20 protein-coding genes are annotated in these 23,692 nt (G+C 67.8%); 10 read left to right on the top strand and 10 right to left on the bottom strand.

Annotation, left to right across the window (positions count from 1 at the left end):
• The first annotated feature begins 254 nt into the window (after positions 1 to 254).
• The 3 genes from ACWZHB_RS34425 (at position 255) to ACWZHB_RS34415 (ending at position 4,624) form a co-directional block, all read left to right on the top strand.
• Entirely contained in the window at positions 255 to 2,300 is a 2,046-nt protein-coding gene (locus ACWZHB_RS34425; protein WP_427905834.1) for an ATP-dependent DNA helicase, read from the top strand.
• Between the two features lie 85 nt (positions 2,301 to 2,385).
• Positions 2,386 to 3,090, top strand: coding sequence for a malonyl-ACP O-methyltransferase BioC (locus tag ACWZHB_RS34420; RefSeq protein WP_427905833.1), 705 nt, complete (start codon positions 2,386 to 2,388; stop codon positions 3,088 to 3,090).
• A gap of 232 nt (positions 3,091 to 3,322) precedes the next feature.
• Positions 3,323 to 4,624, top strand: a complete 1,302-nt coding sequence (locus tag ACWZHB_RS34415) for a glycosyltransferase 87 family protein (RefSeq protein ID WP_427905832.1) — start codon at positions 3,323 to 3,325, stop codon at positions 4,622 to 4,624.
• A gap of 1 nt (position 4,625) precedes the next feature.
• Here ACWZHB_RS34415 and ACWZHB_RS34410 read toward each other — a convergent pair whose 3' ends face one another.
• The 6 genes from ACWZHB_RS34410 to ACWZHB_RS34385 all read right to left on the bottom strand — a co-directional run bounded on the left by ACWZHB_RS34410 (position 4,626) and on the right by ACWZHB_RS34385 (position 11,353).
• The gene (locus tag ACWZHB_RS34410) at positions 4,626 to 5,435 is read right to left on the bottom strand and encodes a hypothetical protein (protein ID WP_427905831.1); all 810 of its coding nucleotides are present in this window, start codon (positions 5,433 to 5,435) and stop codon (positions 4,626 to 4,628) included.
• 212 nt (positions 5,436 to 5,647) lie between these two features.
• Entirely contained in the window at positions 5,648 to 6,202 is a 555-nt protein-coding gene (locus ACWZHB_RS34405; protein WP_427905830.1) for a DoxX family protein, read from the bottom strand.
• A 182-nt stretch (positions 6,203 to 6,384) separates the two neighbouring features.
• A complete protein-coding gene (locus ACWZHB_RS34400) occupies positions 6,385 to 6,798 on the bottom strand; it encodes a hypothetical protein (protein WP_427905829.1) in 414 nt (137 codons plus the stop codon).
• A 68-nt stretch (positions 6,799 to 6,866) separates the two neighbouring features.
• The gene (locus ACWZHB_RS34395; protein WP_427905828.1) at positions 6,867 to 8,228 is read right to left on the bottom strand and encodes an NCS2 family permease; all 1,362 of its coding nucleotides are present in this window, start codon (positions 8,226 to 8,228) and stop codon (positions 6,867 to 6,869) included.
• Positions 8,229 to 8,326: 98 nt separating this feature from the next.
• Entirely contained in the window at positions 8,327 to 10,897 is a 2,571-nt protein-coding gene (glgP, locus tag ACWZHB_RS34390) for an alpha-glucan family phosphorylase (protein WP_427905827.1), read from the bottom strand.
• 36 nt (positions 10,898 to 10,933) lie between these two features.
• Positions 10,934 to 11,353 (bottom strand): VOC family protein, encoded by a 420-nt coding sequence (locus tag ACWZHB_RS34385; protein WP_427905826.1) that lies wholly within the window; start codon positions 11,351 to 11,353, stop codon positions 10,934 to 10,936.
• A gap of 79 nt (positions 11,354 to 11,432) precedes the next feature.
• Here ACWZHB_RS34385 and ACWZHB_RS34380 point away from each other — a divergent pair, with 79 nt between their 5' ends.
• From ACWZHB_RS34380 to glgB, 4 genes are all read left to right on the top strand, one after another.
• A complete protein-coding gene (locus tag ACWZHB_RS34380) occupies positions 11,433 to 12,023 on the top strand; it encodes a TetR/AcrR family transcriptional regulator (RefSeq protein WP_427905825.1) in 591 nt (196 codons plus the stop codon).
• A 49-nt stretch (positions 12,024 to 12,072) separates the two neighbouring features.
• A complete protein-coding gene (locus ACWZHB_RS34375; protein WP_427905824.1) occupies positions 12,073 to 12,717 on the top strand; it encodes a LysE family translocator in 645 nt (214 codons plus the stop codon).
• Between the two features lie 63 nt (positions 12,718 to 12,780).
• A complete protein-coding gene (locus ACWZHB_RS34370) occupies positions 12,781 to 14,784 on the top strand; it encodes a maltotransferase domain-containing protein (RefSeq protein WP_427905823.1) in 2,004 nt (667 codons plus the stop codon).
• The gene (gene glgB, locus ACWZHB_RS34365; RefSeq protein WP_427905822.1) at positions 14,781 to 16,937 is read left to right on the top strand and encodes a 1,4-alpha-glucan branching protein GlgB; all 2,157 of its coding nucleotides are present in this window, start codon (positions 14,781 to 14,783) and stop codon (positions 16,935 to 16,937) included. The genes ACWZHB_RS34370 and glgB overlap by 4 nt, the downstream gene beginning before the upstream one ends.
• Here the strand turns inward: glgB and ACWZHB_RS34360 are convergent.
• The 3 genes from ACWZHB_RS34360 to ACWZHB_RS34350 form a co-directional block, all read right to left on the bottom strand.
• Positions 16,934 to 18,019, bottom strand: coding sequence for a class I SAM-dependent methyltransferase (locus ACWZHB_RS34360; RefSeq protein ID WP_427905821.1), 1,086 nt, complete (start codon positions 18,017 to 18,019; stop codon positions 16,934 to 16,936). The genes glgB and ACWZHB_RS34360 overlap by 4 nt on opposite strands.
• A 100-nt stretch (positions 18,020 to 18,119) precedes the next feature.
• On the bottom strand, positions 18,120 to 18,986 hold the full coding sequence (locus ACWZHB_RS34355) for a tetratricopeptide repeat protein (RefSeq protein ID WP_427909386.1): 867 nt from the start codon (positions 18,984 to 18,986) through the stop codon (positions 18,120 to 18,122).
• 61 nt (positions 18,987 to 19,047) lie between these two features.
• A complete protein-coding gene (locus tag ACWZHB_RS34350) occupies positions 19,048 to 19,416 on the bottom strand; it encodes a DUF3817 domain-containing protein (protein ID WP_427905820.1) in 369 nt (122 codons plus the stop codon).
• A 197-nt stretch (positions 19,417 to 19,613) separates the two neighbouring features.
• Here ACWZHB_RS34350 and ACWZHB_RS34345 point away from each other — a divergent pair, with 197 nt between their 5' ends.
• Positions 19,614 to 20,606: an IS481 family transposase gene (locus ACWZHB_RS34345; RefSeq protein WP_427905704.1), complete on the top strand. Its 993-nt coding sequence runs from the start codon at positions 19,614 to 19,616 to the stop codon at positions 20,604 to 20,606.
• A 188-nt stretch (positions 20,607 to 20,794) separates the two neighbouring features.
• Here ACWZHB_RS34345 and ACWZHB_RS34340 read toward each other — a convergent pair whose 3' ends face one another.
• On the bottom strand, positions 20,795 to 21,976 hold the full coding sequence (locus tag ACWZHB_RS34340) for an acetyl-CoA C-acetyltransferase (RefSeq protein WP_427905819.1): 1,182 nt from the start codon (positions 21,974 to 21,976) through the stop codon (positions 20,795 to 20,797).
• 125 nt (positions 21,977 to 22,101) lie between these two features.
• Here ACWZHB_RS34340 and mce point away from each other — a divergent pair, with 125 nt between their 5' ends.
• Both mce and ACWZHB_RS34330 read left to right on the top strand, forming a co-directional pair.
• On the top strand, positions 22,102 to 22,563 hold the full coding sequence (gene mce / locus ACWZHB_RS34335) for a methylmalonyl-CoA epimerase (RefSeq protein ID WP_427905818.1): 462 nt from the start codon (positions 22,102 to 22,104) through the stop codon (positions 22,561 to 22,563).
• Positions 22,564 to 22,649: 86 nt separating this feature from the next.
• Positions 22,650 to 23,645: a coiled-coil domain-containing protein gene (locus ACWZHB_RS34330; protein ID WP_084473310.1), complete on the top strand. Its 996-nt coding sequence runs from the start codon at positions 22,650 to 22,652 to the stop codon at positions 23,643 to 23,645.
• Positions 23,646 to 23,692 lie beyond the last annotated feature (47 nt).

The following is a 23,692-nucleotide window of genomic DNA, read 5'->3' as shown; positions in this document are numbered from 1 at the left end:
AACCCAACCACCGCACTCCCGACCCTTAGGGAGGGACGGCCACGAAGTGGCCGGTCGCGGCCGGGTCGCCGGTTAGGCGCCGGTGCGTAGGCGACGAAGGAGCAAGCACCGGCGCCTAACCGGCGGCCCCTCAGGGCCGCGACTCGAGCGCGCCAGCGCTCCAATAAACACAGCCAGCGCCTCTAGGACTACTCAAACCCCAGAGCACTGCCACACCAACCAAACCTGTCCGACCCGACGGATAAGCTGCCAGCGTGCCCGAACTCCCTCCCGTAGCCGACCTGCTCGTCACCGCCGTGCACGCCCTCGGCGGCAAGGAACGCACCGGGCAGACCACCATGGCCACCGCAGTCGACCACGCGATCGACACCAAAGAACACCTAGCGGTCCAGGCGGGCACCGGCACCGGCAAGTCACTGGCCTACCTCATCCCGAGCCTGCGCCACGCGGTCCGGACTGGGCGCACCGTGGTGGTCTCCACCGCGACGATCGCGCTGCAACGCCAGCTCGTCGACCGCGATCTCCCGCGCCTCGCCGAGGCGCTCACCAAACCACTCGGCCGGGCACCTCAGTTCGCGATTCTCAAGGGCCGCAACAACTATCTCTGCCTGAACAAGATCAACAGCGTCATTCCGGAAGATACCGGCGGCGAGGCCGAACTGTTCGACGCCTTCGCCATCTCCCGCCTCGGCCGCGAAGTCCAGCGCCTCAACGAATGGGCCTCCGACACCGAAACCGGCGACCGCGACGAACTCGCCCCCGGCGTCACCGACCGCGCCTGGCGTCAGGTGAGCGTCGGCTCGCGCGAATGCCTCGGCAAGTCTCGCTGCCAGTTCGGCCAGGACTGTTTCGCCGAGAAGGCCCGCGCGGAATCGGCCCAGGCCGACGTGGTGGTGACCAATCACGCCCTGCTGGCCATCGACGCCATCAGCGGCATCCAGGTCCTGCCCGAACACGACGTGGTGGTGATCGACGAGGCACACGAACTGGTCGACCGTGTCACCGGCGTTGCCACCGCCGAACTGGCCGCGACCGCGATCAGCGCCGCCGCCCGCCGCTGCACCAAACTGATCGACGAACGCGAGGTCGACCGGCTCGAGGGCGCCGCGGAAGCCTTCCACCAGGCACTCGAAGACCTCCAGCCCGGCCGCTGGGACACCATGCCCGACGGCGTCGCCCCCGTGCTGGCGCTGGTCCGCGACGCCGCCTGGAACGCGCGCACCGCGATCGCGCCGCAGGGCACCGTCAAAACCCAGGACGACCCAGACAACGCCGCCGCCCGCACGATGGCGGTGGCCGCCATCGACGACGTGCACGACGCCGCGGTCCGCGCGCTCACCGCGTTCGAGGAAGCCGATCCGGCCGCCCGGCGCGATGTGATCTGGCTGTCGGCCGACGAGATGCGCGGCGTCGCCCGCCGCACCCTGCGGATGGCACCGCTCTCGGTCGGCGGCCTCCTGCGCAGCAGGCTGTTCGGCACCGCGACGGTCGTGCTCACCTCGGCCACCCTGCAGATCGGCGGCTCGTTCGACGGGCTCGCGATCACCTGGGGTCTGCCCTCGCAGTCGGGCGGCAAGGTCGATCCGGCGATGGCGAACGGCGCCACCGCGCCCGCCGACCTGGAATCGGTGCGCTGGAACGCCCTCGACGTCGGTTCCCCGTTCGACCACGCCAAGTCCGGCATCCTCTACGTCGCCAAACACCTGCCCGCGCCGGGACGCGACGGCCTCTCCCCCGCCTACCTCGACGAGATCGAACAGCTCATCACCGCCGCCGGCGGCCGCACGCTCGGCCTGTTCTCCTCCATGCGCGCCGCCAAGGCCGCCACCGAGGCACTGCGCGAACGGCTCGACACCCCGGTGCTGTGCCAGGGCGACGATTCGATGGGCGCGCTGGTGCGCAAATTCGCCGACGACCCGGCCACCTCCCTGTTCGGCACCCTCACCCTCTGGCAGGGCGTCGACGTACCGGGCCCGTCGCTGAGTCTCGTTATCCTGGACCGCATTCCGTTCCCGCGCCCCGACGATCCGCTTCTCACCGCCCGGCAGCGCGCCGTGGAGTCACGCGGCGGTAACGGTTTCATGACCGTGGCCGCCAATCACGCGGCGCTGCTGCTGGCCCAGGGCACCGGCCGACTACTGCGCAGCGTCGACGACCGCGGCGTGGTCGCGATCCTCGACTCCCGCCTTGCCACCGCCCGTTACGGCAGCTACCTGCGGGCTTCGCTGCCCCCGTACTGGGAGACCAGCGATCCCGAGGTGGTCGCGAAGGCACTGCGCCGGCTCACCGACACCGCGTGAACGCGCCAGATCGAGTCGCGCAATCCGCGTGACCACACTCGTTAATCAGCGAGCGTGCGAACGCAACTCGTGAGAACGTGTGGTGATGATGCACCACGCCGATGGCGAGGTACTCGGCGAATTTCTGGTCAGCGCAAGATCTTTGGCCGAGTACCGCGCGATGTTCCATCTCTCCGACGATGATCTCTCCGGTCGCCGTGTCCTCGATTGTCCAGGTGGCGCAGCGAGTTTCGCGGCCGAGGCGAGCGCACTGGGTGCCGAGGTCACCGCGATCGATCCCATCTACGCCACGCCACCGCTCGAACTGGCCGCCCGTGCGACCCCCGAAACCGAACGCGCCGTGGCCTGGGCCCACGCCCATGCCGACCGCTACTGCTGGGACTGGTACGGCTCAACGGCCGAGCACGCCGCGATCCGCCGCGGCGCCGCCGCCCGCTTCGCCGACGATGTGCGTGTGGCACCCCACCGCTACCTGGCGGGAGCCCTGCCCTCGCTCCCCTGCCCCGACGACGCGTTCGATCTGGCCCTGAGCTCGCACCTGCTGTTCAGCTACGCCGACCGGCTCGATGCCGACTTCCATCTGGCCGCCCTGCTCGAATTGGCCCGCGTCGCCAGCACCGAAACCCGCGTCTACCCCCTGCTCGACTACACCGGCGCGCCGCTGGACGACCTCATCGACCACCTGCGCACCGAACTCCACGACAAAGGCATCGCCACCTCTCTCGACAAGACCGGCTATGAGTTCCACCACGGTGCCGACACCATGTTGACGCTGCGCCCGGCCGCCTGATGACGCGCGGGCGCGGAGCGGGCCTCGGTCCTTCGCGTACGGCGACAGCGTCGTCGGACCGGCCCGCACCGCCGCCCTCAGCCCGTTCGCGGCCGCCCGGACTGCGTTCATGTCGGTTTCCTACCAATGTCGAACCGGCGGCGAGCCCCGTCGACCCGGCGCGGTAGGTTCTTAGTCGTGCATACGATGTGGGCCGGCCGGTAGTACGACCGTGGCGGAGAGATCGCGAGGCGTGGCACTGCCGCGCACGACCCTGACGCTGCTTCTACTTCTCGTCACCGCCGTCTTAGGCGTGACGCTGCTGTTCACCACCATGGATCCGTGGATGAACAGCGGCGGCATTCTCGTCGGTGGTCTCGACGTCCACATCTACCGCGACGGCGGTTGGCGGGTGCTGCACGAACGGGCGCTCTACATCGAGCCGACGCACTACGGCCTGCTCTACACCTACACCCCGTTCTCGGCGCTGGTGTTCCTGCCGTTGCTGCTGGTCCCGTGGGATTTCGTCACCACGACCTGGCTGGTGCTCAATCTGCTGGTGCTGTTCGGTGTTGTGCTGCAGAGCTTTCGGATGCTCGGGTACCGCGCCACCCCGAAGCTGGCCGCCGTCAGCGCACTGCTCGCGCTGGCCTGCACCTTCGCTGAACCGGTGCGCACCACCCTCTACTACGGGCAGATCAATCTGGTGCTGATGCTGGTGGTGCTGTGGGACTTCTCCCGCGCCGAGAACAGCAAGTTGCGCGGCATCGGCGTCGGCATCGCCGCGGGCATCAAGCTGACCCCGCTGTACTTCATCGCCCAGTATCTCGCGCAACGCCAGTGGCGTGCCGCCGCGACCGGCGCGCTCACGTTCATCGCTTCGATCGGCCTCACCGCCCTGATCCTGCCCAGCGACTCCTACCAGTACTGGACGTCGACGTTCTTCCACTCCGGCCGCATCGCCCCGGATGTCCACCCCGCCAACCAGTCCATCCGCGGCGCGATCGCCCACCTCACGCACGGTCCCGCGCCGGTGTGGCTGTGGCTGCTGATCGCCGTGCCGGTCGCGCTGGTCGCGCTGTGGCTGGCCGCGGTCCTGGTCCGCCGCGGCGAACCCTTGCTCTCGGTGACCCTCGGCGGCCTCACCGCCTGCGCCGTCTCCCCGTATTCCTGGGGCCACCACTGGGTCTGGTTCGTACCGTTGCTCGTCTACTTGATCCACCGCGCCCAGACCCGGGCGCCCTGGTGGCTCGCCGCGGCCGCCGTCTACCTGTCGATCGCCGCCTGGACCTACACCTACACCCCCACCTGGGTCAGCGTCGGCACCTTCCTGCTCCCGCCGTGGTGGCCACTGCCCCAGGTCATGATGAACATCTACGTGATCATCTACCTGATCACTCTGGCAGGCATCGCCCTGCACGTCCGTTCGCGCAAGCTACCGCCCGCGCCGGTCGAGCCGATCATCGATCTCCGTGCCCCCGAACAGCTTTCACCCGACAGCCGGAAGGTCGCCGCCCCGCACCCCGACGACGACCGCCCGGCGATGATGAACTGAATTACCCGCAGGACCAATCGAAAACGCCCGACTCCAAGTCGAGTTGGGCGTTGCCGCCGCCGAAGTTCATGCCGGAGACCTCTTCGATCTCCAGGTAATAGGGGGTCAGCCCCTCGGGCAGCGCCTGGACAGGGAAGGCCGTACCGCCGAGGTGGGAGCGGCCGAAAAGAGGCTCGGCCCAGGTGGTCCAGCCGGAATCCTCGGTGAGCGGGTCCTGGTATTTGGTGTTCGGCTCGTATTCGACCGGCGGGATACCGACATTGGGGTCGGCGGTGCGCTCGGCGAGCCAGACGCCGACGGTGGGATGGACGTCGTCCCAGGCGTTGCAGCCTTCGTCGCTCGCGGTCGGCGAGCCGGGCTGACGAACATCGGCGGGTGGGGCCACGGGGCCGCCGGCGAACTCGGAGTCCGTGAGCCAGATCAGGGCGAACGCGCCGCCGATCTCGTCGTGCATGATCTGCAATTTCGGGTGCAGGCGGGTGGCCACCAGGTCGCGGGCCAGTGGGTCGTCCGAGGACGCGTCGGCCTCGACCGCGTCGGTACCGGCGAACTGCCCCTCACCCTGAAAGAGCGCGATGGCGGGGAATCCGGGCCCACGGCGCTGGAAATCGGTGGGCAGGCGCAGGGTGAGCGCGTGCATCATCGGCAGGCCGGTGACGGGTCCGCGCGGCCAGGTCGCGGGGTCGATGTCCGGGCCCTCGCTGCCGATCCAGCCCGACCGCACCGGCGCGTCGAGAGCCAGCGGTTCACCGTCGGGCGTCTCGGCCAGTTTGTCCGCCGAGTCTCCGAAACCCAGGTCGTAAGCCTTCATCGCAGCTCTCCTCTTCCATCCGCGGACAATGCGTGGCACACCGCCTGCAACAGGCGCCGCCACGAGGTTAATCGCTGCTACCGACAGGTGCGCGCACTCCGTGGAACCACAGGCATACGGCCGATGACGAAACGAGCGCGGCTCCGAACGAAAAGGGCGGCGCGGCAACCGGATCCCGGTCACCGCGCCGCCCGCACGAGGAAACGATCAGATCAGAGCACAGCCTTGAAGATCAGCGTGATCACCGCGGCGACAACGGCGAGCACCACGGCGCCACCGCCCCACACCACACCCTCCCGCTGCCACGGCCGCCCGGCGTCGAGCGAGAACCGCCCCGGCCCGGTGAACGCCAGCGCGGCGGCGACCAACGCGAACAGCAGCGGCGTCGAGAACCCCATCACCGACGGATCGGCGGGGAAGAGCCCACCGCTCCACAGCGCGTTGATGGCATTGATCATCGTCCCGAGCACGATGGCGGCGGCCAGGGGCGTGAACAGGCCGAACACCAGCAGCAGCCCACCGACCAGCTCGGCGAGCCCGGCCAGCGTGCCGAAGACTTCGCCGGGGTTGTAGCCCATGGCGGTGAAGCCGTCGGCATTCGCGCGCCAGCCGGGTCCGTTCAACCAGCCGAAGAGTTTCTGGGTTCCATAGGCGGCCATCAGGCCACCGAAGCCGATGCGCAGCACCAGCAGGCCGATACCTGCGGCGGTGGTGGTGTCGTCGGCGGTGGTGGCGGTAGGGGTGATGCGGGTAGCGGTGTCGGTCATCGTGTCCTCATCTGCGATTCGAAACATGCCCGCAACCGGACCGCGGTCCGATTGCCTTCCTCGGTCACAACCCTGGGTCCACTGCCACTATTTCACGCCGTTCCCGGCAATTCTGTGATCCCAGTCACGAAAATACGAAAGGGCCGCCCCATCGGGACGGCCCTGCTCGAAATCTTGTCAGCTCACCACGCCATGGTGGCGTAACCGACCAGCGTCTGCTCGGATTCCTGCGACAGCTTCCAGGTGCCGTCGATGTTCTTCCAGGTCACCGGGATCGGGAAGGCGTAGTCGCCGAGGCGGCTGTTCAGCGTCGCCGACAGCACGTCGCCGTCCACGGTGACCGGGCCGGAGACATCCCAGCTGTAGCCGGGGATCCGGTTGACGGTGTCGCGCACGACCGCGAGGCCACCGGCATTGCCCGACTCGAGCTCGGACGCCGAACCGTTCATGGCGGCCTGCAGCTTGCCGTACAGCTCGCCGACCGACGGCGTGGCCGGGGCGGCGATCGCGGCGGGAGCGGTGGCGACGACAGCCGCGGTGACCGGCGCGAAGATGGTGGCAAACGCCATCGACGCGGCAACAAGCGAACGCTTCATGGGTGGATCTCCTCTAGTTAGGCAAGCCTAGGCTAGCCTGAGTATAGACACACCTATGGCCGGAACGTCTACTCGACCAGGAAGAAGAAGTACGCGAGGAACAGCACCATCAGCGCCCACATGGCCGGGTGCACCTCCTTGATGCGACCCCTGGCAACCATCACGATCGGGTAGAAGATCATGCCCATGGCCAGACCGTTGGCGATCGAATACGTCAGCGGCATCATGATGACGGTGATGAACGCGGGCACCGAGTACTCGAACTTCTGCCAGTCGATATCCCCCAGCGAACGCGCCATCAGGATGCCGACCACGATCAGCGCGGCCGAGGTGATCTCCGCCGATCCCGCGACCACCGCGAAGATCGGATAGCAGAACATCGCGATCAGGAACCAGCCTGCCGTGGTCACCGCCGTCAATCCCGTTCGGCCACCCGCCGACACACCCGCCGTCGACTCGACATAGGCCGTGGTGGTCGAGGTACCGATGATCGCGCCCGCGGTCGTGCCCACCGAGTCGGCGGCCATCGCACTGGCCGCGCGGGGCAGCGTGCCGTCCTTGTTCAGCAGACCGGCCTGGTTGGCGACGCCGATCAGTGTGCCCGAGGCATCGAAGAAATCGACGAACAGCATGGTCAGCACCACGACGATCATCTGTCCGGTGAACGCGTCCGGCAGGTGGATGATCGCCTGCCCGAAGGTCTGGTCCAGCCCCTTCGGCATCTCGGCGATCCCGTCCGGCAAGCCGACCAGACCGGTCACCATGCCCAGGATCGTGGTCGCGACGATGCCGTAGAGCACGGCGCCGTGCCAGCCGATCACCAGGAAGATCACGGTCAGCACCAGGCCGAACAGCGCCAGCAGCGTGGTGCCCTTGGTGAAATCGCCGAGGGCGACCAGCGTCGCGTCACTGTTGACGACAATGCCCGCGTTCTTCAAACCCAGGAACGCCACGAACAGACCGATACCAGCGCCCACCGCGAACTTCATCTGCAACGGGATCGCGTTGAGAATCCGTTCCCGGACCTTCGTGATCGCCAGGATGAAGAAGATGATGCCCGACAGCAAGGTCCCCGACAGCGCCACCTGCCACGGGATGCCCATGCTCAGCACCACCGTGTAGGCGAAGAACGCGTTGAGACCCATGCCCGGCGCGAGCGCGATCGGGTACTTGGCCCAGATGCCCATGACGAGCGTGCCGAACACCGCGGCGACGGCGGTGGCCGTGAACACCGCCTGCATCGGGATGCCCTTGTCGCCGAGGGCGCCCTCGTCACCGAGGATCGACGGGTTCACCGCGAGCACATAGGACATCGCCAGGAACGTGACCGTGCCTGCCATCGCCTCGCGCTTGAAGGTGGACCCACTCGACGTGATACCGAAATATCCGTCGATGCGCCCTCGGGCGCGGGTTGCGACATCGCTGGCCATGACTCTCCAGTCCGGGATTCAAGAAGAAAGATTGCCCCGGAACGGTAGCGGAATGTTCACTGAATCGAATAACCCGGCACCCGTGTCACCAGGCACGGTTACCCGCCCGCGACCGCCACCAAGCCCAGTTCGGCGTCCGAGGCGAGCAGCTCGTTGTGCGGGAGCACCCGGACCGTGTAGCCGACCGCGCCGGACAACGGCACCGGCGCCTGGATCGAGTACAGCTCGCTGCCGTCGTCGGTGCCGGTGTGTCGCATTGCCATCGTGGTGGTGTCGGACAGGTCGTCGGTCGGCGAGACCCGGCCGAGTACCGCCTGCACCACCACGTCAGAGGGCGCGAGCCCGCCGAGGTCGATGCGCGCGTGCAGCGACAGTTCCGCGCCGATCACCGGGGTGTCGGGCAGGCCGGAGCTGTCCACCTGCGCGATCCGCACCGACGGCCACGCGGCGTCGACGCGCCTGCGGTACTCCGCGACCTGCGCGGCGGCCGCGAATTTGTCGGCGGCGGCGCGGCCGAACGCGGCGGCCGCGGGGCCGTAGTACTGCTCGGCGTAGTCGCGCACCATCCGCGAGGCCAGGACCTTCGGGCTGGTGGTTTGCAGGGTGTGGCGCACCATCTCGGTCCAGCGGACCGGCACATCGTTGGCGTCGCGGTCGTAGAAGCGCGGCGCGACAGTGCGTTCGACGAGTTCGTAGAGCGCCGAGGCCTCGAGGTCGTCGCGGCGGGATTCGTCGCGGATGCCGTCGGCGGTGGGGATGGCCCAGCCGTTCTCGCCGTCGAACATCTCGTCCCACCAGCCGTCGCGGATGGACAGGTTGAGGCCGCCGTTGAGCGCGGACTTCATCCCCGAGGTACCGCACGCCTCGAGCGGGCGCAGCGGATTGTTCAGCCACACATCACAACCCCAGTACAGGTAGCGGGCCATCGACATGTCGTAGTCGGGCAGGAAGACGATGCGATGACGCACCTGCGGATCGTCGGCGAACCGCACCACCTGCTGGATGAGTGCCTTGCCGCCGTCGTCGGCGGGGTGGCTCTTGCCCGCCACCACCAGCTGCACCGGACGTTCGGGGTCGAGCAGCAGCGCGCGCAGGCGTTCGGGGTCGCGCAGCATGAGGGTGAGCCGCTTGTAGGTGGGAACGCGGCGGGCGAAACCGATGGTGAGCACGTTCGGATCGAAGACGTCGTCGATCCAGCCGAGTTCGGCGTCGGCGGCGCCGCGCTGTCGCCAGGAATCGCGCAGCCTGCGCCGCACTTCGTCGATCAGCACGCCGCGCAACGTGTTTCGCGTCGACCACAGCTGTCCGAGGTCGACATCGCTGAGCTTCTCCCAGCCCCGCGCCTCCTCGACCAGTTCCGGGCCGACGAGTTCGCGTGCCTTGTCGATCCATTCGCGCGCGGCCCAGGTCGGGGCGTGCACGCCATTGGTGACCGAGCCGATCGGCACCTCGGCCGCGTCGAATCCCGGCCACAGCGCCGCGAACATCTCCCGGCTGACCTCACCGTGCAGTTTCGATACGCCGTTGGCGCGCTGGGCCATTCGCAGACCCATGTGCGCCATATTGAACACCGAGGGATCGCCCTCGCGGCCGAACGAAAGGATCCGGTCGACGGAAAGCCCTGGCAGCAAGGCGGATTCGGACTCGCCGTGCGAGCCACCGAAGTACCTGCGCACCAACGGCATCGGGAAACGGTCGATGCCCGCGGGGACGGGGGTGTGTGTGGTGAAGACGGTGCCCGCCCGCACCGCGGCGAGCGCGGTCTCGAAATCCAGTCCGCCCGCGATGAATTCACGCATGCGCTCGACCCCGAGGAAACCCGCGTGGCCCTCGTTCATGTGAAAGACATCGGGATCAGGGAGCCCGGTGGCGCGGGTGTAGGCGCGCACCGCGCGAACACCGCCGATCCCCGCGAGGATCTCCTGTTTGATCCGGTGATCCTGATCGCCGCCGTAGAGCCGGTCGGTGACGGCGCGCAGCTCGGGATCGTTGTCGGCGATATCGGAATCGAGCAGCAGCAATGGGATTCGGCCCACCTGCGCGATCCATACCCTGGCCCGCAACACCCGGCCTTCGGGCATACCGACGTGGATGAGCACCGGCGAACCGTCACTGGTGAGCAGCCGCAGCGGCAGACCCTGCGGGTCGAGCGCCGGGTAGTGCTCCATCTGCCAGCCGTCGGCCGACAGCGACTGCCGGAAATACCCCGAGCGGTACAGCAACCCGACGCCGATCAGCGGCAGTCCGAGATCCGAGGCCGCCTTGAGGTGATCGCCTGCGAGAATCCCGAGCCCGCCGGAGTAGTTCGGCAGCACCTCGGTGACACCGAACTCCATCGAGAAGTACGCGATCCCCGCGACATCGGTCCCGGTCTGCTCCTGGAACCAGCGCGGCCGAGTCAGGTAGTCCCGCAGGCCCGCGGCGGCCGCGTCGACCCGCGCGATATACCCGGGATCGGCGGCGAGCTCATCGAGCCGCTCGGCGGGCACCTCCCCCAGCATCCGCACCGGGTCCTGCCCGACGGTCCGCCACAGCTCCGGATCGAGCTCGGCGAACAGATCCTGCGTCGGGCCGTGCCACGACCACCGCAGGTTGGTGGACAACTCACCCAGCGCGGCAAGCCGCTCCGGCAGATGAGCACGGACAGTGAACCGACGGAGTGCCTTCACCCCGGAAGAATAAACGATCGCGCGAGCGCGGGGGGTCTAGGTGAACTGGGCGGCGAACTCGGGACTCGGCGGGATCTCGGTGATCACGTCGATCAGGACACCGACGGGATCGGCGACGATGAAGTGACGTTGGCCGAAGTCTTCGGTGCGCAGCTCGAGTTCGGGGCGCAGGCCGCCGGTTCGCACGAGCCGGTCCCACTCGGCGTCGACGTCGTCGACCTCGAAGTTGAGCAGCAGGCCCTGGACCGGTTTGCCGAAGCCGGCCGGGATCGTGGGGTGGGTGGGGTCGAGCAGTGCCAGTTCGTAGGACGGTTCGCCGGCAGCGCCGGGCCGCCGCAGGCTGACGTACCAGTCCGCCTCGAAGACGATCTCGAAGCCGAACCAGGTCGTGTAGAAGTCGCGCGAGTCCGCGATCCGGCTGGTGGCGAGCACGGGGTAGTAGCTGCTGAGTTTCATGAGTTCACCTTTCACATACCGTTGGTATGTATCGTACGATAGTTCACATACCACCGGTAGGTCAATGGGAGGACGGTCGATGACGTCGACGGCACGGACGCGGCAACGCGAACAGACGCGGCGCATCCTGCTGCACGAGACCAGGGCGCTGTTCGCCGCGAAAGGCTATGCCGCCGTTGGCTTGTCGGAGATCGTGACGGCGGCCGGAGTCACCAAGGGCGCGCTCTACCACCACTTCGACAGCAAGGCCGACCTGTTCCGCGCGGTACTCACTGAGCTACAGGAGGAGGTCGGCGCGCAGGTGGCCGCCGCCGCGGACGCCGAGCCCGACCCCTGGACGCAGCTCACCGCCGGCTGCGCCGCGTTCCTGCGCGCCTGCGCCGATCCCCTCGTCCAGCGGATCCTGCTGATCGACGGTCCCGCCGTCCTCGGCTGGCACGAATGGCGTGCCATGGACGAGGCCAATTCGGCCCGCCACCTCCACGAGGCACTGCGATCCCTCGTCGACGCCGGTGTTCTCCCTCCACAGCCGGTCGCCCCACTGACCCAGCTGCTGTCCGGCGCGATGAACGAAGCCGCCCTGTGGCTGGCAACCACCACCGACCCCGACGCGCTGACCGACACCATCGCCGCTCTCGACCGACTCCTCGCGGGCCTGCGTACCACCTGACCCACGAAACCGTTCGCCACAGCCCGGCACTCCGTGCCACCATGCACCGATGCCGCACTGGGTCGATGTCCTCCCCGAATTCTTGGTCGCCGCCATCATCTTGGCCGCGCTTCCTGGACCAGCCACGGCGCTGTTTCTGCAGCGATCGGTACGCGACGGGCGAACCGCCGGTCTGGCCGCCGTGGTCGGCAACGAGATCGGCATTCTCGGCTGGACGCTCGCGGGCGGCACCGGGCTGTCGATCCTGCTGGCTGCCAACCGCTGGCTCAACACCACCATGCACATCGTCGGCGCCGCCGTCCTGATCTGGCTGGGTGTGCAGTCCTGGCGCCACGCCCGCGGCCATCACGACGACTTCGGCGCCGCCCTCACCGCGAAACTCCCCGGCGGCAACACCCCAGCGGCCGCCTTCCGCGCCTCACTGATCTCGATCGCCGCCAACCCGAAGGCCGCCGTCTTCGGCATGACGATCCTGCCGCAGTTCCTCCCGGACGAAGGCTCCGTCCTGCCCACCCTGCTCATCCTCGCCACCATCCAGGTCATCGTCGACGGCGCCTGGTGCGTCGGTGTGGTCCTGGCGGCGGACCGGGCGGGCGCATGGCTGCGCCGCGCGACAATCCGTCAGCGGATGGAACGAACCCTCGCCGCCATCCTGGTAGCCCTCGGCCTCGGCCTGGCCGCGGATACCCGCTGAACACCCCGTCCACCCCCAGCCGCCGAAGCTCCCCACCCAGCGAAAATGCAGTAAGTTAGCCGAGTGACCGGCCGGATAGCCATCGATGACATCGCCCCGTCCATCCCCGGCGGCCGCCCGGCCAAAGCCGCAGTCGGCGAGGTGTTCCCCGTCCGCGCCGTCGTCTGGCGCGAGGGCCACGACGCGGTAGCTGCGACCCTGGCGGTCCGAGCGCCCGGCTCCTCCCGGATCACCCGCATCCGGATGTCGCCGGACTACCAGCCCGACGTCTTCAACGCCGTCTTCACCCCGCACCTCCCCGGCGTGTGGACCTACCGCATCGAAGGCTGGAGCGACCCGCTCGCCACCTGGCGCAGCGCGGTCGAGGCGAAGCTGTCGGTCGGCCAATCCGCCGCCGACCTCGCCAACGACCTCGAGACCGGCGCCATCCTGTTCGAACGCGCCGCCCAGGCCGTCCCGAAGAAACAGTTCGAACGCCTCCGCGCCGCCGCCACCGCCTTGCGCGGCGACGAACAGCTACCGGCCCGGGTAGCCCCCGCGTTCTCCGCGGAGGTCGCCGAGATCCTGCGTGCCACTCCGTTGCGCGAGATGGTCACCCGCGGCACCCAGTTCTCGGTCCTGGTCGAACGTCGCCGTGCCCTGGTCGGCTCCTGGTACGAGTTCTTCCCGCGCTCCACCGGCGGCCGCGACGCCGACGGCAACCCGATCCACGGCACCTTCGCCACGGCGGCCAGGGAACTCCCCCGCATCGCGGGCATGGGGTTCGACGTCGTCTACCTCCCGCCGATCCATCCGGTCGGCGCGGTAAACCGCAAGGGCCGCAACAACACTCTCACCACCGAGCCCGGCGACGTGGGCTCCCCCTGGGCCATCGGCTCGGCAGACGGCGGACACGATGCCGTGAACCCGCTGCTGGGCACCGAGCGGGACTTCACCGAATTCGTGACCGAGGCAACGGCTCTCGGCCTCGATGTCGCCATCGACCTGGCCCTGCAATGCGCCCCCGACCACCCGTGGGTCGCCGCCCACCCGGAATGGTTCACCACCCTGCCCGACGGCACAATCGCCTACGCCGAGAACCCACCGAAGAAGTACCAGGACATCTACCCGGTCAACTTCGACAACGACCCCGACGGTCTCTACGCCGAGATCCTGCGCGTGGTACGGCACTGGATCTCCTTGGGCGTCACCATCTTCCGCGTCGACAATCCACACACCAAGCCCGCCGACTTCTGGGAGTGGCTGATCACCGAGCTGCGCCGCACCGACCCCGACGTGATCTTCCTGTCCGAAGCGTTCACCCGCCCCGCCCGGCTCTACGGCCTGGCGCGCCGCGGCTTCAGCCAGTCGTACACGTATTTCACCTGGCGCGTACACAAGTGGGAACTCACCGAGTTCGGCCACGAGATCGCCGCCAAGGCCGACGAGGCCAGGCCGAATCTGTTCGTGAACACACCGGACATCCTGCACGAAAGTCTGCAGCACGGCGGTCCCGGCATGTTCGCCATCCGCGCCGCCCTCGCCGCCACCCTCGCGCCCACCTGGGGTGTCTACTCCGGTTTCGAACTGTTCGAACACGAGGCGGTCCGCGAGGGCAGCGAGGAATACCTCGATTCGGAGAAGTACGAACTACGTCCCCGCGATTTCGCCGGCGCCCTGGAACGCGGTGAATCGCTGGAACCGTGGCTCACCCGCCTCAACGAGATCCGCCGCAATCACCCCGCGCTGCAACAGTTGCGCTGCATCCACTTCCACCACGTCGACAACGACGCGCTGATCGCCTACTCCAAGATCGACCCGGACACCGGCGACGCCGTCCTGATCATCGTCAACCTGAACCCGTACACCGCTGAGCAGGGCCATATTTCGCTCGATCTCCCCGCGATCGGCCGAGAATGGCACGACCACCCGGTGGTCTTCGACGAGGTCAGCGGCGAGGAATACCACTGGGGCCAGCGCAATTTCGTGCGCCTCGACCCCGCGCGGGCGGTCGCGCACATCCTGGCGCTGCCTGCCGTCCCGGCCGCCGCGCGCGCACCGCTGGCCTACCGCGAGACCCTGCGATGAAGCGCCGCGATCTCCTGCTGCTCGCCGCGGGCACCCACCCCGACCCGCACACCGTCCTCGGCGCGCACGCCCATGCCGACGGCACCGCGGTCCGGGTCTTGCGCCCACACGCCGACACCGTCACCGTGCTCGTCGGCGAGGCCGAACATCGGCTGAAGTCATTGGGCCACGGCATTTTCGACGCGGTCCTGCCATATCCGCGGATCGACGACTACCGTGTCCGCAGCGAATACCCCGGCGGCCAGACCGTGCTCTCCGCCGACGGCTACCGCTTCCTGCCCACTGTCGGCGAATTCGACCTGCACCTCATCGGCGAGGGCCGCCACACCCGCCTCTGGGAGGTACTCGGCGCCCACCCCCGCCACTACACCACCCTCGACGGCGAGGTCGACGGTACCTCCTTCGCGGTATGGGCGCCGAATGCCCGCGGCGTCACCGTCTTCGGCGATTTCGACCACTGGAGCGGCACCTCCGCCCCGATGCGCGCACTGGGCAGCTCCGGAGTGTGGGAGGTGTTCGTGCCGGGCGTCGGGCCTGGCACGCGCTACAAGTACCGGATCCACGGCGCCGACGGCCGGGTCATGGATCATGCCGACCCCCTTGCCTTTTCGACCGAGGTACCGCCCGCGACCGCCTCGGTGGTGACCCGCGCCGACCACGTGTGGACCGACAGCGACTGGCTCGACCGCCGCGCGAAAACCGACGCGGTTCGCTCTCCGATGAGCGCCTACGAGATCCACCTCGGTTCCTGGCGCCCCGGCCTCGACTATCGCGAATTGGCCCATCAGCTGGCCGATTACATCCAGTCCACCGGATTCACCCACGTCGAACTGCTGCCCGTCGCCGAGCACCCGTTCGGCGGGTCATGGGGCTACCAGGTCACCTCGTACTACGCCCCGACCTCGCGATTCGGCAGCCCGGACGACTTCCGCTACTTCGTCGACCACCTGCACAACGCGGGTATCGGCGTGCTACTCGACTGGGTCCCCGCGCACTTCCCCCGCGACGAATGGGCACTGGCCCGTTTCGACGGCACCCCGCTGTATGAACACCCTGACCCCCGCCGCGGCGAGCAACTCGACTGGGGCACTTATATTTTCGACTTCGGGCGCAACGAGGTCCGCAACTTCCTGGTCGCCAACGCCGCCTTCTGGATCTCCGAATTCCACATCGACGGCCTGCGTGTCGACGCCGTCGCCTCGATGCTGTACCTGGACTACTCCCGCCCCGAGGGCGGTTGGGAGCCGAATATCTATGGCGGCCGGGAGAATCTGGAAGCGGTCGAATTCCTGCAGGAACTCAACGACACCGTGCACAGCGCCCACCCCGGCGTGGTCACCATCGCCGAGGAGTCGACCACCTGGCCCGGCGTCACCCGCGGCACCGATGTCGGCGGTCTCGGTTTCACCATGAAGTGGAACATGGGCTGGATGCACGACACCCTCGGCTACCTGGGCCGCGACCCGATCCACCGCTCCTGGCATCACAACGAGATGACGTTCTCGCTGGTCTACGCGTGGAGCGAGAACTATGTGCTGCCGGTCAGCCACGACGAGGTCGTGCACGGCAAAGGCACCCTGTGGACGCGCATGCCCGGCGACGACTTCGCCAAGGCGAGCGGCGTGCGCGCCCTGCTCGCCTACATGTGGTCCCACCCCGGCAAGCAACTGCTGTTCATGGGCCAGGAATTCGGCCAGTTCCGCGAATGGGACAACGACCGCGGCCTCGACTGGCAGGAACTGGAAAACCCACTCCACCAGGGCATTTCAACGATGGTCGCCGACCTGAACCGTACCTACGCCGCCCACCCCGCGCTGTGGACCCAAGATGCCACCCCGGGCGGGCACTCCTGGATCGAAGCCGACGACAGCGCGGCCAACGTCTTCGCCTTCCTCCGCTGGGGCACCGACGGCAGCGCGGTGGCCGCCGTCTTCAACTTCTCCGGCTCCACCCGCGAGAACTACCGAATCGGATTACCCCGCATCGGTTCCTGGCAGGAGATCCTCAACACCGATGCCGCCGAGTACGCGGGCTCCGGCATCGGCAACCTCGGCGCCGTCACCGCCGGCGACACCCCGTGGCACGGTCAACCCTGTTCGGCGACAGTCACGCTGGCGCCGAACAGTGCCCTCTGGCTCAGCTCACCGGCCTAGCTCTTGTGCGCGATGTAATAGGTGTTGAGCGGGTCGCCGTCCACATGGCGGGTCAGCACCTCGGTGAAACCGGCATCGGCCAGCATCGACAGCGCGCGCTGCTCGCCCCAGACCGTGCCGAGCCCGTCGCCACCCTGCCCGAGCGAGACCGACATGCAGTGCATCGTCGACACGGTGTAGAGGAACGGGCCGAGCGGTAGGTCGAGATTCTCCTCGAGCATGCTCGAGGCGTGGATGTCCACCATCAGGAAGACTCCGCCGGGGCGGAGGGCTTCCGCGATATTGCCGAGTACGAGCGCGGGGTGCGCCTGATCGTGGATGGCATCGAAAACGGTGATCAGATCACAGGATTCGGGCACATGCAGGTCCGCGACATCACGCACGGCGAACTCGACATTGGTCAGTCCCATGGCGGCCGCTTCGGCCACGCCCACCTCGACCGCGTCCGCGGAGAAGTCGTATCCGGTGAACCTGCTCGCCGGATAGGCCCGCGCCATCAGGTTCACGGCATGTCCACTGCCGCAGGCGATATCGGCTACGTCGATGCCGGTCCGCAGTCGCTCGGGCAGGCCGGGCGCCATCGGCAGGATCACCTCGACCAACGCGGCGTCGAACACCTCCGCGCTCTCCTCCGCCATCAGCGCGTGGAACCGTCCGTAGTCCTGGTACGACAGGCCGCCACCCACGCGGAACCGTTCGACGATCTTCGGCTCCACCTCGCCGAGCTGGGCGATGAACTGCATGACGCGGGCCAGGTTGTCCGGTCCGGCGGCTCTGGTCAGGCTCGCCGCGTGCGCGGGCGGCAGGGTGTAGGTCGCGGTGGCCGGGTCGTAGTCCACGATGGCGGCGGTGGTGACGGCGCCGAGCCATTCGCGCACGTACCGCTCGTCCAGCCCGGCCGCTTCGGCGAGCTCTGCACTGGTCGCGCCGGGGTGGGCGACCATCGTGTCGAACAGGCCGACCTGGTGGCCCATGCTGAGCATCAGCGCGGTACTCGCCTGATCGAGCACCCCGATCATCTTCCCAGCGAAGGCTTCCACGTCGGCCCGGTCCACCGCCGCCGAGTGGTCGAGTGAAGTCATGACGTACTCCTCGAATCAGCTCGCGACGGGCGCCGCGGGTCTATCAGGAAATACGCGGAGGCCGCCCCGGCAGTTCAGCCGGGACGGCCACGAAGCGGTTTCAGTACAGGGCGGCGGCGAGCTTGCGCCGGGCGGCGATCACGAAGGGCTCGGCGGGGTCGAACAGCTCGAACAGTTCGAGCAGGCGGGTGCGGGCCTTGGTGCGGTCGTCGCCCGCGGTGCGCTTGATGACGGCGATGATCCGCTCGAAAGCGGCCTCGGGGCGCTGTTCGAACATTTCGATGTCGGCGGCGTCGAGCGCGGCGTCCAGATTCGCCGGGTCGGCGTCGGCGGTGGCGACCACCGCCGGGTCGAGCTGCTGGGCCCTGGTCAGGAAGCGCAGCTGGCGCAGCGCCGCCTTGGCCTCCTCGTTGCCGGGCTCCTCGGCGATGATCGCCTCGTAGGCCGCTTCGGCGCCGGCGAAGTCACCTTCGGACAGCTTGTCCTCGGCGTCGACGAAGCGCGGGTCCTCGACCTCGGGTTCGGCGGGGGCGGCACCGGGGTCACCCTCGAGCTTGCCCGCGGTCGCGTCCATGACCGCGTCGAGCCACTGGCGCACCTGCGGGTCGGGCTGGGCGCCCTCGAAGTCGGCCAGCGGCTGCCCGCCCGCCACCGCGATCACCGTCGGGATGCCCTGCACGCGCAGCGCCTGGACGATGTTCATATTGGCTTCGGCCTCGATCACGGCCAGGTCCCAGGAACCGCCGTCTTCGGCGTTGAACCGTTCCAGCGTGCGAACCAGCTCGACGCTGCCCGCGCTGCGCTGCGAGAACAGCGCGACCACCACGGGCACCTGTGTCGAGCGCCGGATCACCTTGGCTTCGAAGTCCGCCTCGGTGACCGTGTGGTTCCCCGCGGCCGGAGCAGCGGCGCCGCCGGGTGCGGCGGGCGGCTGCTTCAGCGCGGACAGATCCACCGCACCGGACATGGCGGCAGCGGCGACGGGCGAAGGACGGCGGGCAGCGGGTCGAGTCACGCTTTCCAGTTTGTCACGAAGCCGTCGGGGCGGCAGCCGCGGAGCCCTTGCTCGCGTCCGCGCTCAGCTCGCCGAGCTGACCGGTGCGCACCGCCCAGACCTCGAAGATCACGGTGAACAGCGGCGGAATGCTCGACGCCAGCGCCAGCACCGTGGTCAACCAGTTCCACTTCAGCTCCCGCGCGGCCAACAGCGCCGAGATCACGAACAGCACGAAGATCGCCCCGTGCACCGGCCCGAAGATCTTCACGCCGATCTCGTTGCCCTCCGCGGGCAGGTACTTGAACGCCATACCGGTCAGCAGACCGATCCAGGACAGCGCCTCGAGCACCGCGAAGAACCGAAACCGACTGGCCGTAGACCGCAAATCGAAGAAACCCATGCCCCCATTGTGCCGGACCGATTACGACACCGCGTAGTGGACCCCGAAGCCGCCATGACCGCACTCCCAACCCCCACCCGCGACCCCTAGGTGTGTTGACCATGCAGGTTGGTAACGGCGTGGCGAGCTGACATGGCGAAGACCTCCGAGTGAGATGCGAGCTGTCTAAGGAACGCGTCTCTCAACGGAGGTCTTCAATGACACACCGTAATGCACCCCTGACCGAACTCGGCCGTCTACGACTAGCCCGCTGTGTCATCGACGACGGCTGGCCACTACGACGGGCAGCCGAACGATTCCAAGTCTCACCCACCACCGCCGCCCGCTGGGCCAACCGCTACCGCCACCACGGTGCCGCCGCCATGTCAGATTTGTCGTCGCGCCCCCACCACAGCCCAACCAAAACTCCGACCCGCACCGAACGCCGGATCATCAAAATCCGAGTCCAACGCCGGTGGGGACCAGCACGGATCGCCTACCTACTCGGTTTGCATCCCTCGACAGTGCACCGAGTGTTGACACGCTACAAACTGGCCCGCCTGGCCTGGCTCGACCGCACCACCGGCACCCCGATCCGCCGCTACGAACACGATCACCCCGGCGACCTGGTCCATGTCGATATCAAAAAGCTGGGCAACATCCCCGACGGCGGCGGGGCCCGCGCGGTCGGGCAAAAACTCGGGCGCACCAACCGCACCCGGACCGCGGGCAAAACTCTCGACAGCCGTGGCCACAGCCATCTGGGCTACAGCTACCTCCACAACGCCATCGATGACCATTCCCGCCTCGCCTACACCGAGATCCTGCCCAACGAACGCAAGGAAACCGCTGCCGGGTTCTGGCAACGAGCCCAGAAGTTCTTCTCCACCAACGGGATCACCGTCAAACGAGTCCTGACCGACAACGGTCCCTGCTACCGGTCCCGGCTCTGGGCCCAGACGATGACCGCGGCCTCGATCACCCATAAACGGACCCGCCCTTACCGGCCACAAACCAACGGCAAGGTCGAACGGTTCAACCGCACCCTTGTCGATGAATGGGCCTATGCCCGCGCTTACCGGTCAGAGACCGAACGCCGAGCCGCGTTCACCGAGTGGCTCCATACCTACAATCACCACCGAGCCCACACCGCACTCGGAGGACGTCCGCCAGCTAGCCGCGTCCCTAACCTCTCAGGTCAACACACCTAGGGAGCGGCGGCCACGCAGTGGCCGGTCGCGGCCGGGTCGCCGGTTAGCCGCCGGGGCGTAGGCGACGAAGGAGCAAGCCCCGGTGGCTAACCGGCGGCCCCTTGGGGCCGCGACTCGAGCGCGCCAGCGCTCCAATAAACACAGCGTCAAACCTGCCTGGGACTACTAGACCCCAGATCAGAACCGAACTACGGAACCCGAATGATCAGCGCGTCACCCTGACCGCCACCGCCACACAGCGCGGCAGCACCCACCCCACCACCGCGACGCTTCAGCTCCAGCGCCAGGTGCAGCAGGATGCGCGCGCCGGACATGCCGAGCGGGTGCCCGATGGCGATCGCGCCACCGTTGACATTGACCTTCTCCGGGTCGTAGCCGAGCTTGCGAGTGGAAGACACACCCACAGCCGCGAACGCCTCGTTGATCTCGATCAGGTCCAGATCGGCGGGCGTGATGCCCTCCTTCGCGCACGCGGCGAGGATGGCGTTGGCAGGCTGATCCTGCAGGGTCGAATCCGGCCCGGCGACCTGACCCGAGGCACCGATCTCGGCGATCCACTCCAGACCCAGCTCTTCGGCCTTGGCCTTGCTCATCACGATCACCGCGGCCGCGCCGTCGGAGATCTGCGAGGCGGTGCCCGCGGTGACGGTGCCGTCCTTGCGGAACGCCGGCCGCAGCTTGCCCAGCGACTCGACGGTGGTATCGGCGCGAATGCCCTCGTCCTCGGTCACGTACACCGGGTCACCCTTGCGCTGCGGCACGGCGACCGGCACGACCTCGTCGTCGAATAGCCCGTTCTTCCACGCGGCGGCGGCGCGCTGGTGCGAGGCCGCGGCCAGCGCGTCCTGCTCCTCGCGGCTCACCTTGTCCAGGTCGTTGCGATCCTCGGTGAGCAGGCCCATGGCCTGGTCGGTGATCACGTCGTGCAGGCCGTCGTAGGCCATGTGGTCGACGAGGGTGGTGTCGCCGTACTTGAAACCCTCGCGGCTCTTGGGCAGCAGGTGCGGGGTCTGGCTCATCGATTCCATGCCACCGGCGACCACGATCTCGTGCTCGCCGGCGCGAATCAGCTGATCGGCCAGGGCGATCGCGTTGATGCCCGACAGGCAGACCTTGTTGATCAGGACCGACGGCACGTCCATCGGAATGCCCGCGGCGATGGCGGCCTGACGCGCGGGCAGCTGCCCACCGCCTGCCTGCAGCACCTGACCCAGGATCACGTACTCGACCTGTTCGGGCGCGACGCCGCCCTTCTCGAGCGCGGCCTTGATCGCCACCCCGGCCAGATCCGAGGCCTTGAAGCCCTTCAAACCGCCGAGCAGCCGACCGACCGGGGTACGCGCACCGGACACGATGACAGAAGTGGTCACGAAAGCCTCGCATTCATTGAGTCGAACCTCGCCGGACGCAGGCGGCATCGCCGCACGGGTTCAGGAGTTGACCTCCACGGTAACCGGTATCAGCGCGCAGGCGGCACGCAGGTTAGCTTCGTGGGGTGACCAACGAGAACTTCATCCCAGCCGATTACGTCATCGCCATCGACCACGTGGGCATCGCGGTGCCCGACCTCGACATCGCCGTGGCGTGGTACACCGACAATCTCGGCATGGTCGAGACCCACCGCGAGGTGAACGAGGCCCAGGGCGTCGTCGAGGCGATGCTGTCGTGCCCCGCCGCCGCCGACCGTGCGACCGCCCTGCAGTTGCTGGCCCCGCTCACCCCCGAGTCGACCATCGCCAAATTCATCGACCGCAGCGGCCCCGGACTGCAGCAGCTGGCCTACCGGGTCACCGATATCGAGGCGGTTTCGGGCTTCCTGCGCGGGCGCGGCGTGCGTTTGCTGTACGAAGCCCCACGTCACGGAACCGCCGATTCCCGCATCAATTTCATCCATCCGAAGGATGCTGGCGGTGTGCTGGTCGAGCTCGTCGAGCCGAACCCCGATGTTACGCACTAGTACAGCGGTACGGTCGGTTTATCTCGGCGGGATCACATTCGCAGTCGAGTCTCCATTGGCTCGCTCGAGGCTGTATTTTGTGTGCCATGTCGTCACCTGAGTCCGATCGCAATCGCTTCGTTGCACTGCCCTTCACCGTTGTGCGCAAGGGTTATGCGCAAGACGAGGTGCGCAACTACTTCGACCGCTTCGACGCTGAGCTCCGCGTCACCGCCACCGACCGGGATGCTGCCGCCGCGCAGGCCCGCAATCTCGCCAGCCAGCTGGAAGATGCACGTGACGAGATCGACGAGCTCCGCAAGGAGGTCGACCGGCTTTCCGTGCCGCCGACCACCGCCGAAGGCATGTCCGACCGCATCTCGCGCATGCTGCGCCTCGCCTCGGACGAAGCGTCCGAGGTCCGCGCGCTCGCGCAGGCCGAGGCCGCAGAGATGGTGTCGATCGCCGAGCAGCAGGCCACCGAGATGCGTGGCAAGTACGAGTCGCTGCTCGCGGAGACCAAGGAGAAGCGCGAGGCGCTCGAGATCGAGTTCGAGCAGACCCTCGCGAACGCGCGCACCGAGTCGGCCAAGATCATCGAAGCCGCCCAAGCCGATGTCGAACGTCTTGGCAAGGAGGCCGAAGCCAAGCGCAAGGCCACCCAGCAGGACTTCGAGGCCACCATGAACGATCGGCGCACCAAGCTGACTCGTGCCATGGAGGAGCTCGAGGCCACCAGTCGCGCCGAGGCCGCCCAGCGGATCAAGGACGCGACCGATGAGTCGAACCGTCTCATCAGCTCCGCCACCCAGACCTCCGAGCGCAAGATCGCGCACGCGAAGGAACTGGCCGAGGAGATGCGCGTGCTGCGCGGCCGGGTGCTCGCCCAGCTGCTCGGTATCCGCGGTCAGCTCGATTCGGTGCCCGCCATGCTCGCCGCCGTCAACCGCGAGAGCGAACTGCTCGACGGCACGCCTGAGCGCAAGTCGATCAGCAACAACGGCAACAAGTCGGTCTCGAGCTCGCGCCAGAACAAGGCCATCCCGGAGGTCGCCGACGAGGACATCGTCGATGAGGACCGCGAGAGCGCTGACGTCAACTAACCGACTGTCGGACTCGTAACGACATTCACCTGGAAACCGAAGGCCGC

The sequence above is a fragment of the Nocardia sp. FBN12 genome (genome assembly GCF_054031145.1).
Note: the sequence above shows the minus strand (reverse complement) of the source record. Positions and strands in the feature narration are given on the sequence as shown.

Bases quoted from the DNA above. Each gene is read 5' to 3' on its own strand.
- ACWZHB_RS34420 (WP_427905833.1), top strand. From the start codon at position 2,386: ATGATGCACCACGCCGATGGCGAGGTACTCGGCGAATTTCTGGTCAGC.
- ACWZHB_RS34410 (WP_427905831.1), bottom strand. From the start codon at position 5,435: ATGAAGGCTTACGACCTGGGTTTCGGAGACTCGGCGGACAAACTGGCC.
- ACWZHB_RS34405 (WP_427905830.1), bottom strand. From the start codon at position 6,202: ATGACCGACACCGCTACCCGCATCACCCCTACCGCCACCACCGCCGAC.
- ACWZHB_RS34400 (WP_427905829.1), bottom strand. From the start codon at position 6,798: ATGAAGCGTTCGCTTGTTGCCGCGTCGATGGCGTTTGCCACCATCTTC.
- ACWZHB_RS34395 (WP_427905828.1), bottom strand. From the start codon at position 8,228: ATGGCCAGCGATGTCGCAACCCGCGCCCGAGGGCGCATCGACGGATAT.
- ACWZHB_RS34385 (WP_427905826.1), bottom strand. From the start codon at position 11,353: ATGAAACTCAGCAGCTACTACCCCGTGCTCGCCACCAGCCGGATCGCG.
- ACWZHB_RS34380 (WP_427905825.1), top strand. From the start codon at position 11,433: ATGACGTCGACGGCACGGACGCGGCAACGCGAACAGACGCGGCGCATC.
- ACWZHB_RS34375 (WP_427905824.1), top strand. From the start codon at position 12,073: ATGCCGCACTGGGTCGATGTCCTCCCCGAATTCTTGGTCGCCGCCATC.
- glgB (WP_427905822.1), top strand. From the start codon at position 14,781: ATGAAGCGCCGCGATCTCCTGCTGCTCGCCGCGGGCACCCACCCCGAC.
- ACWZHB_RS34360 (WP_427905821.1), bottom strand. From the start codon at position 18,019: ATGACTTCACTCGACCACTCGGCGGCGGTGGACCGGGCCGACGTGGAA.
- ACWZHB_RS34355 (WP_427909386.1), bottom strand. From the start codon at position 18,986: ATGTCCGGTGCGGTGGATCTGTCCGCGCTGAAGCAGCCGCCCGCCGCA.
- ACWZHB_RS34350 (WP_427905820.1), bottom strand. From the start codon at position 19,416: ATGGGTTTCTTCGATTTGCGGTCTACGGCCAGTCGGTTTCGGTTCTTC.
- ACWZHB_RS34345 (WP_427905704.1), top strand. From the start codon at position 19,614: ATGACACACCGTAATGCACCCCTGACCGAACTCGGCCGTCTACGACTA.
- ACWZHB_RS34330 (WP_084473310.1), top strand. From the start codon at position 22,650: ATGTCGTCACCTGAGTCCGATCGCAATCGCTTCGTTGCACTGCCCTTC.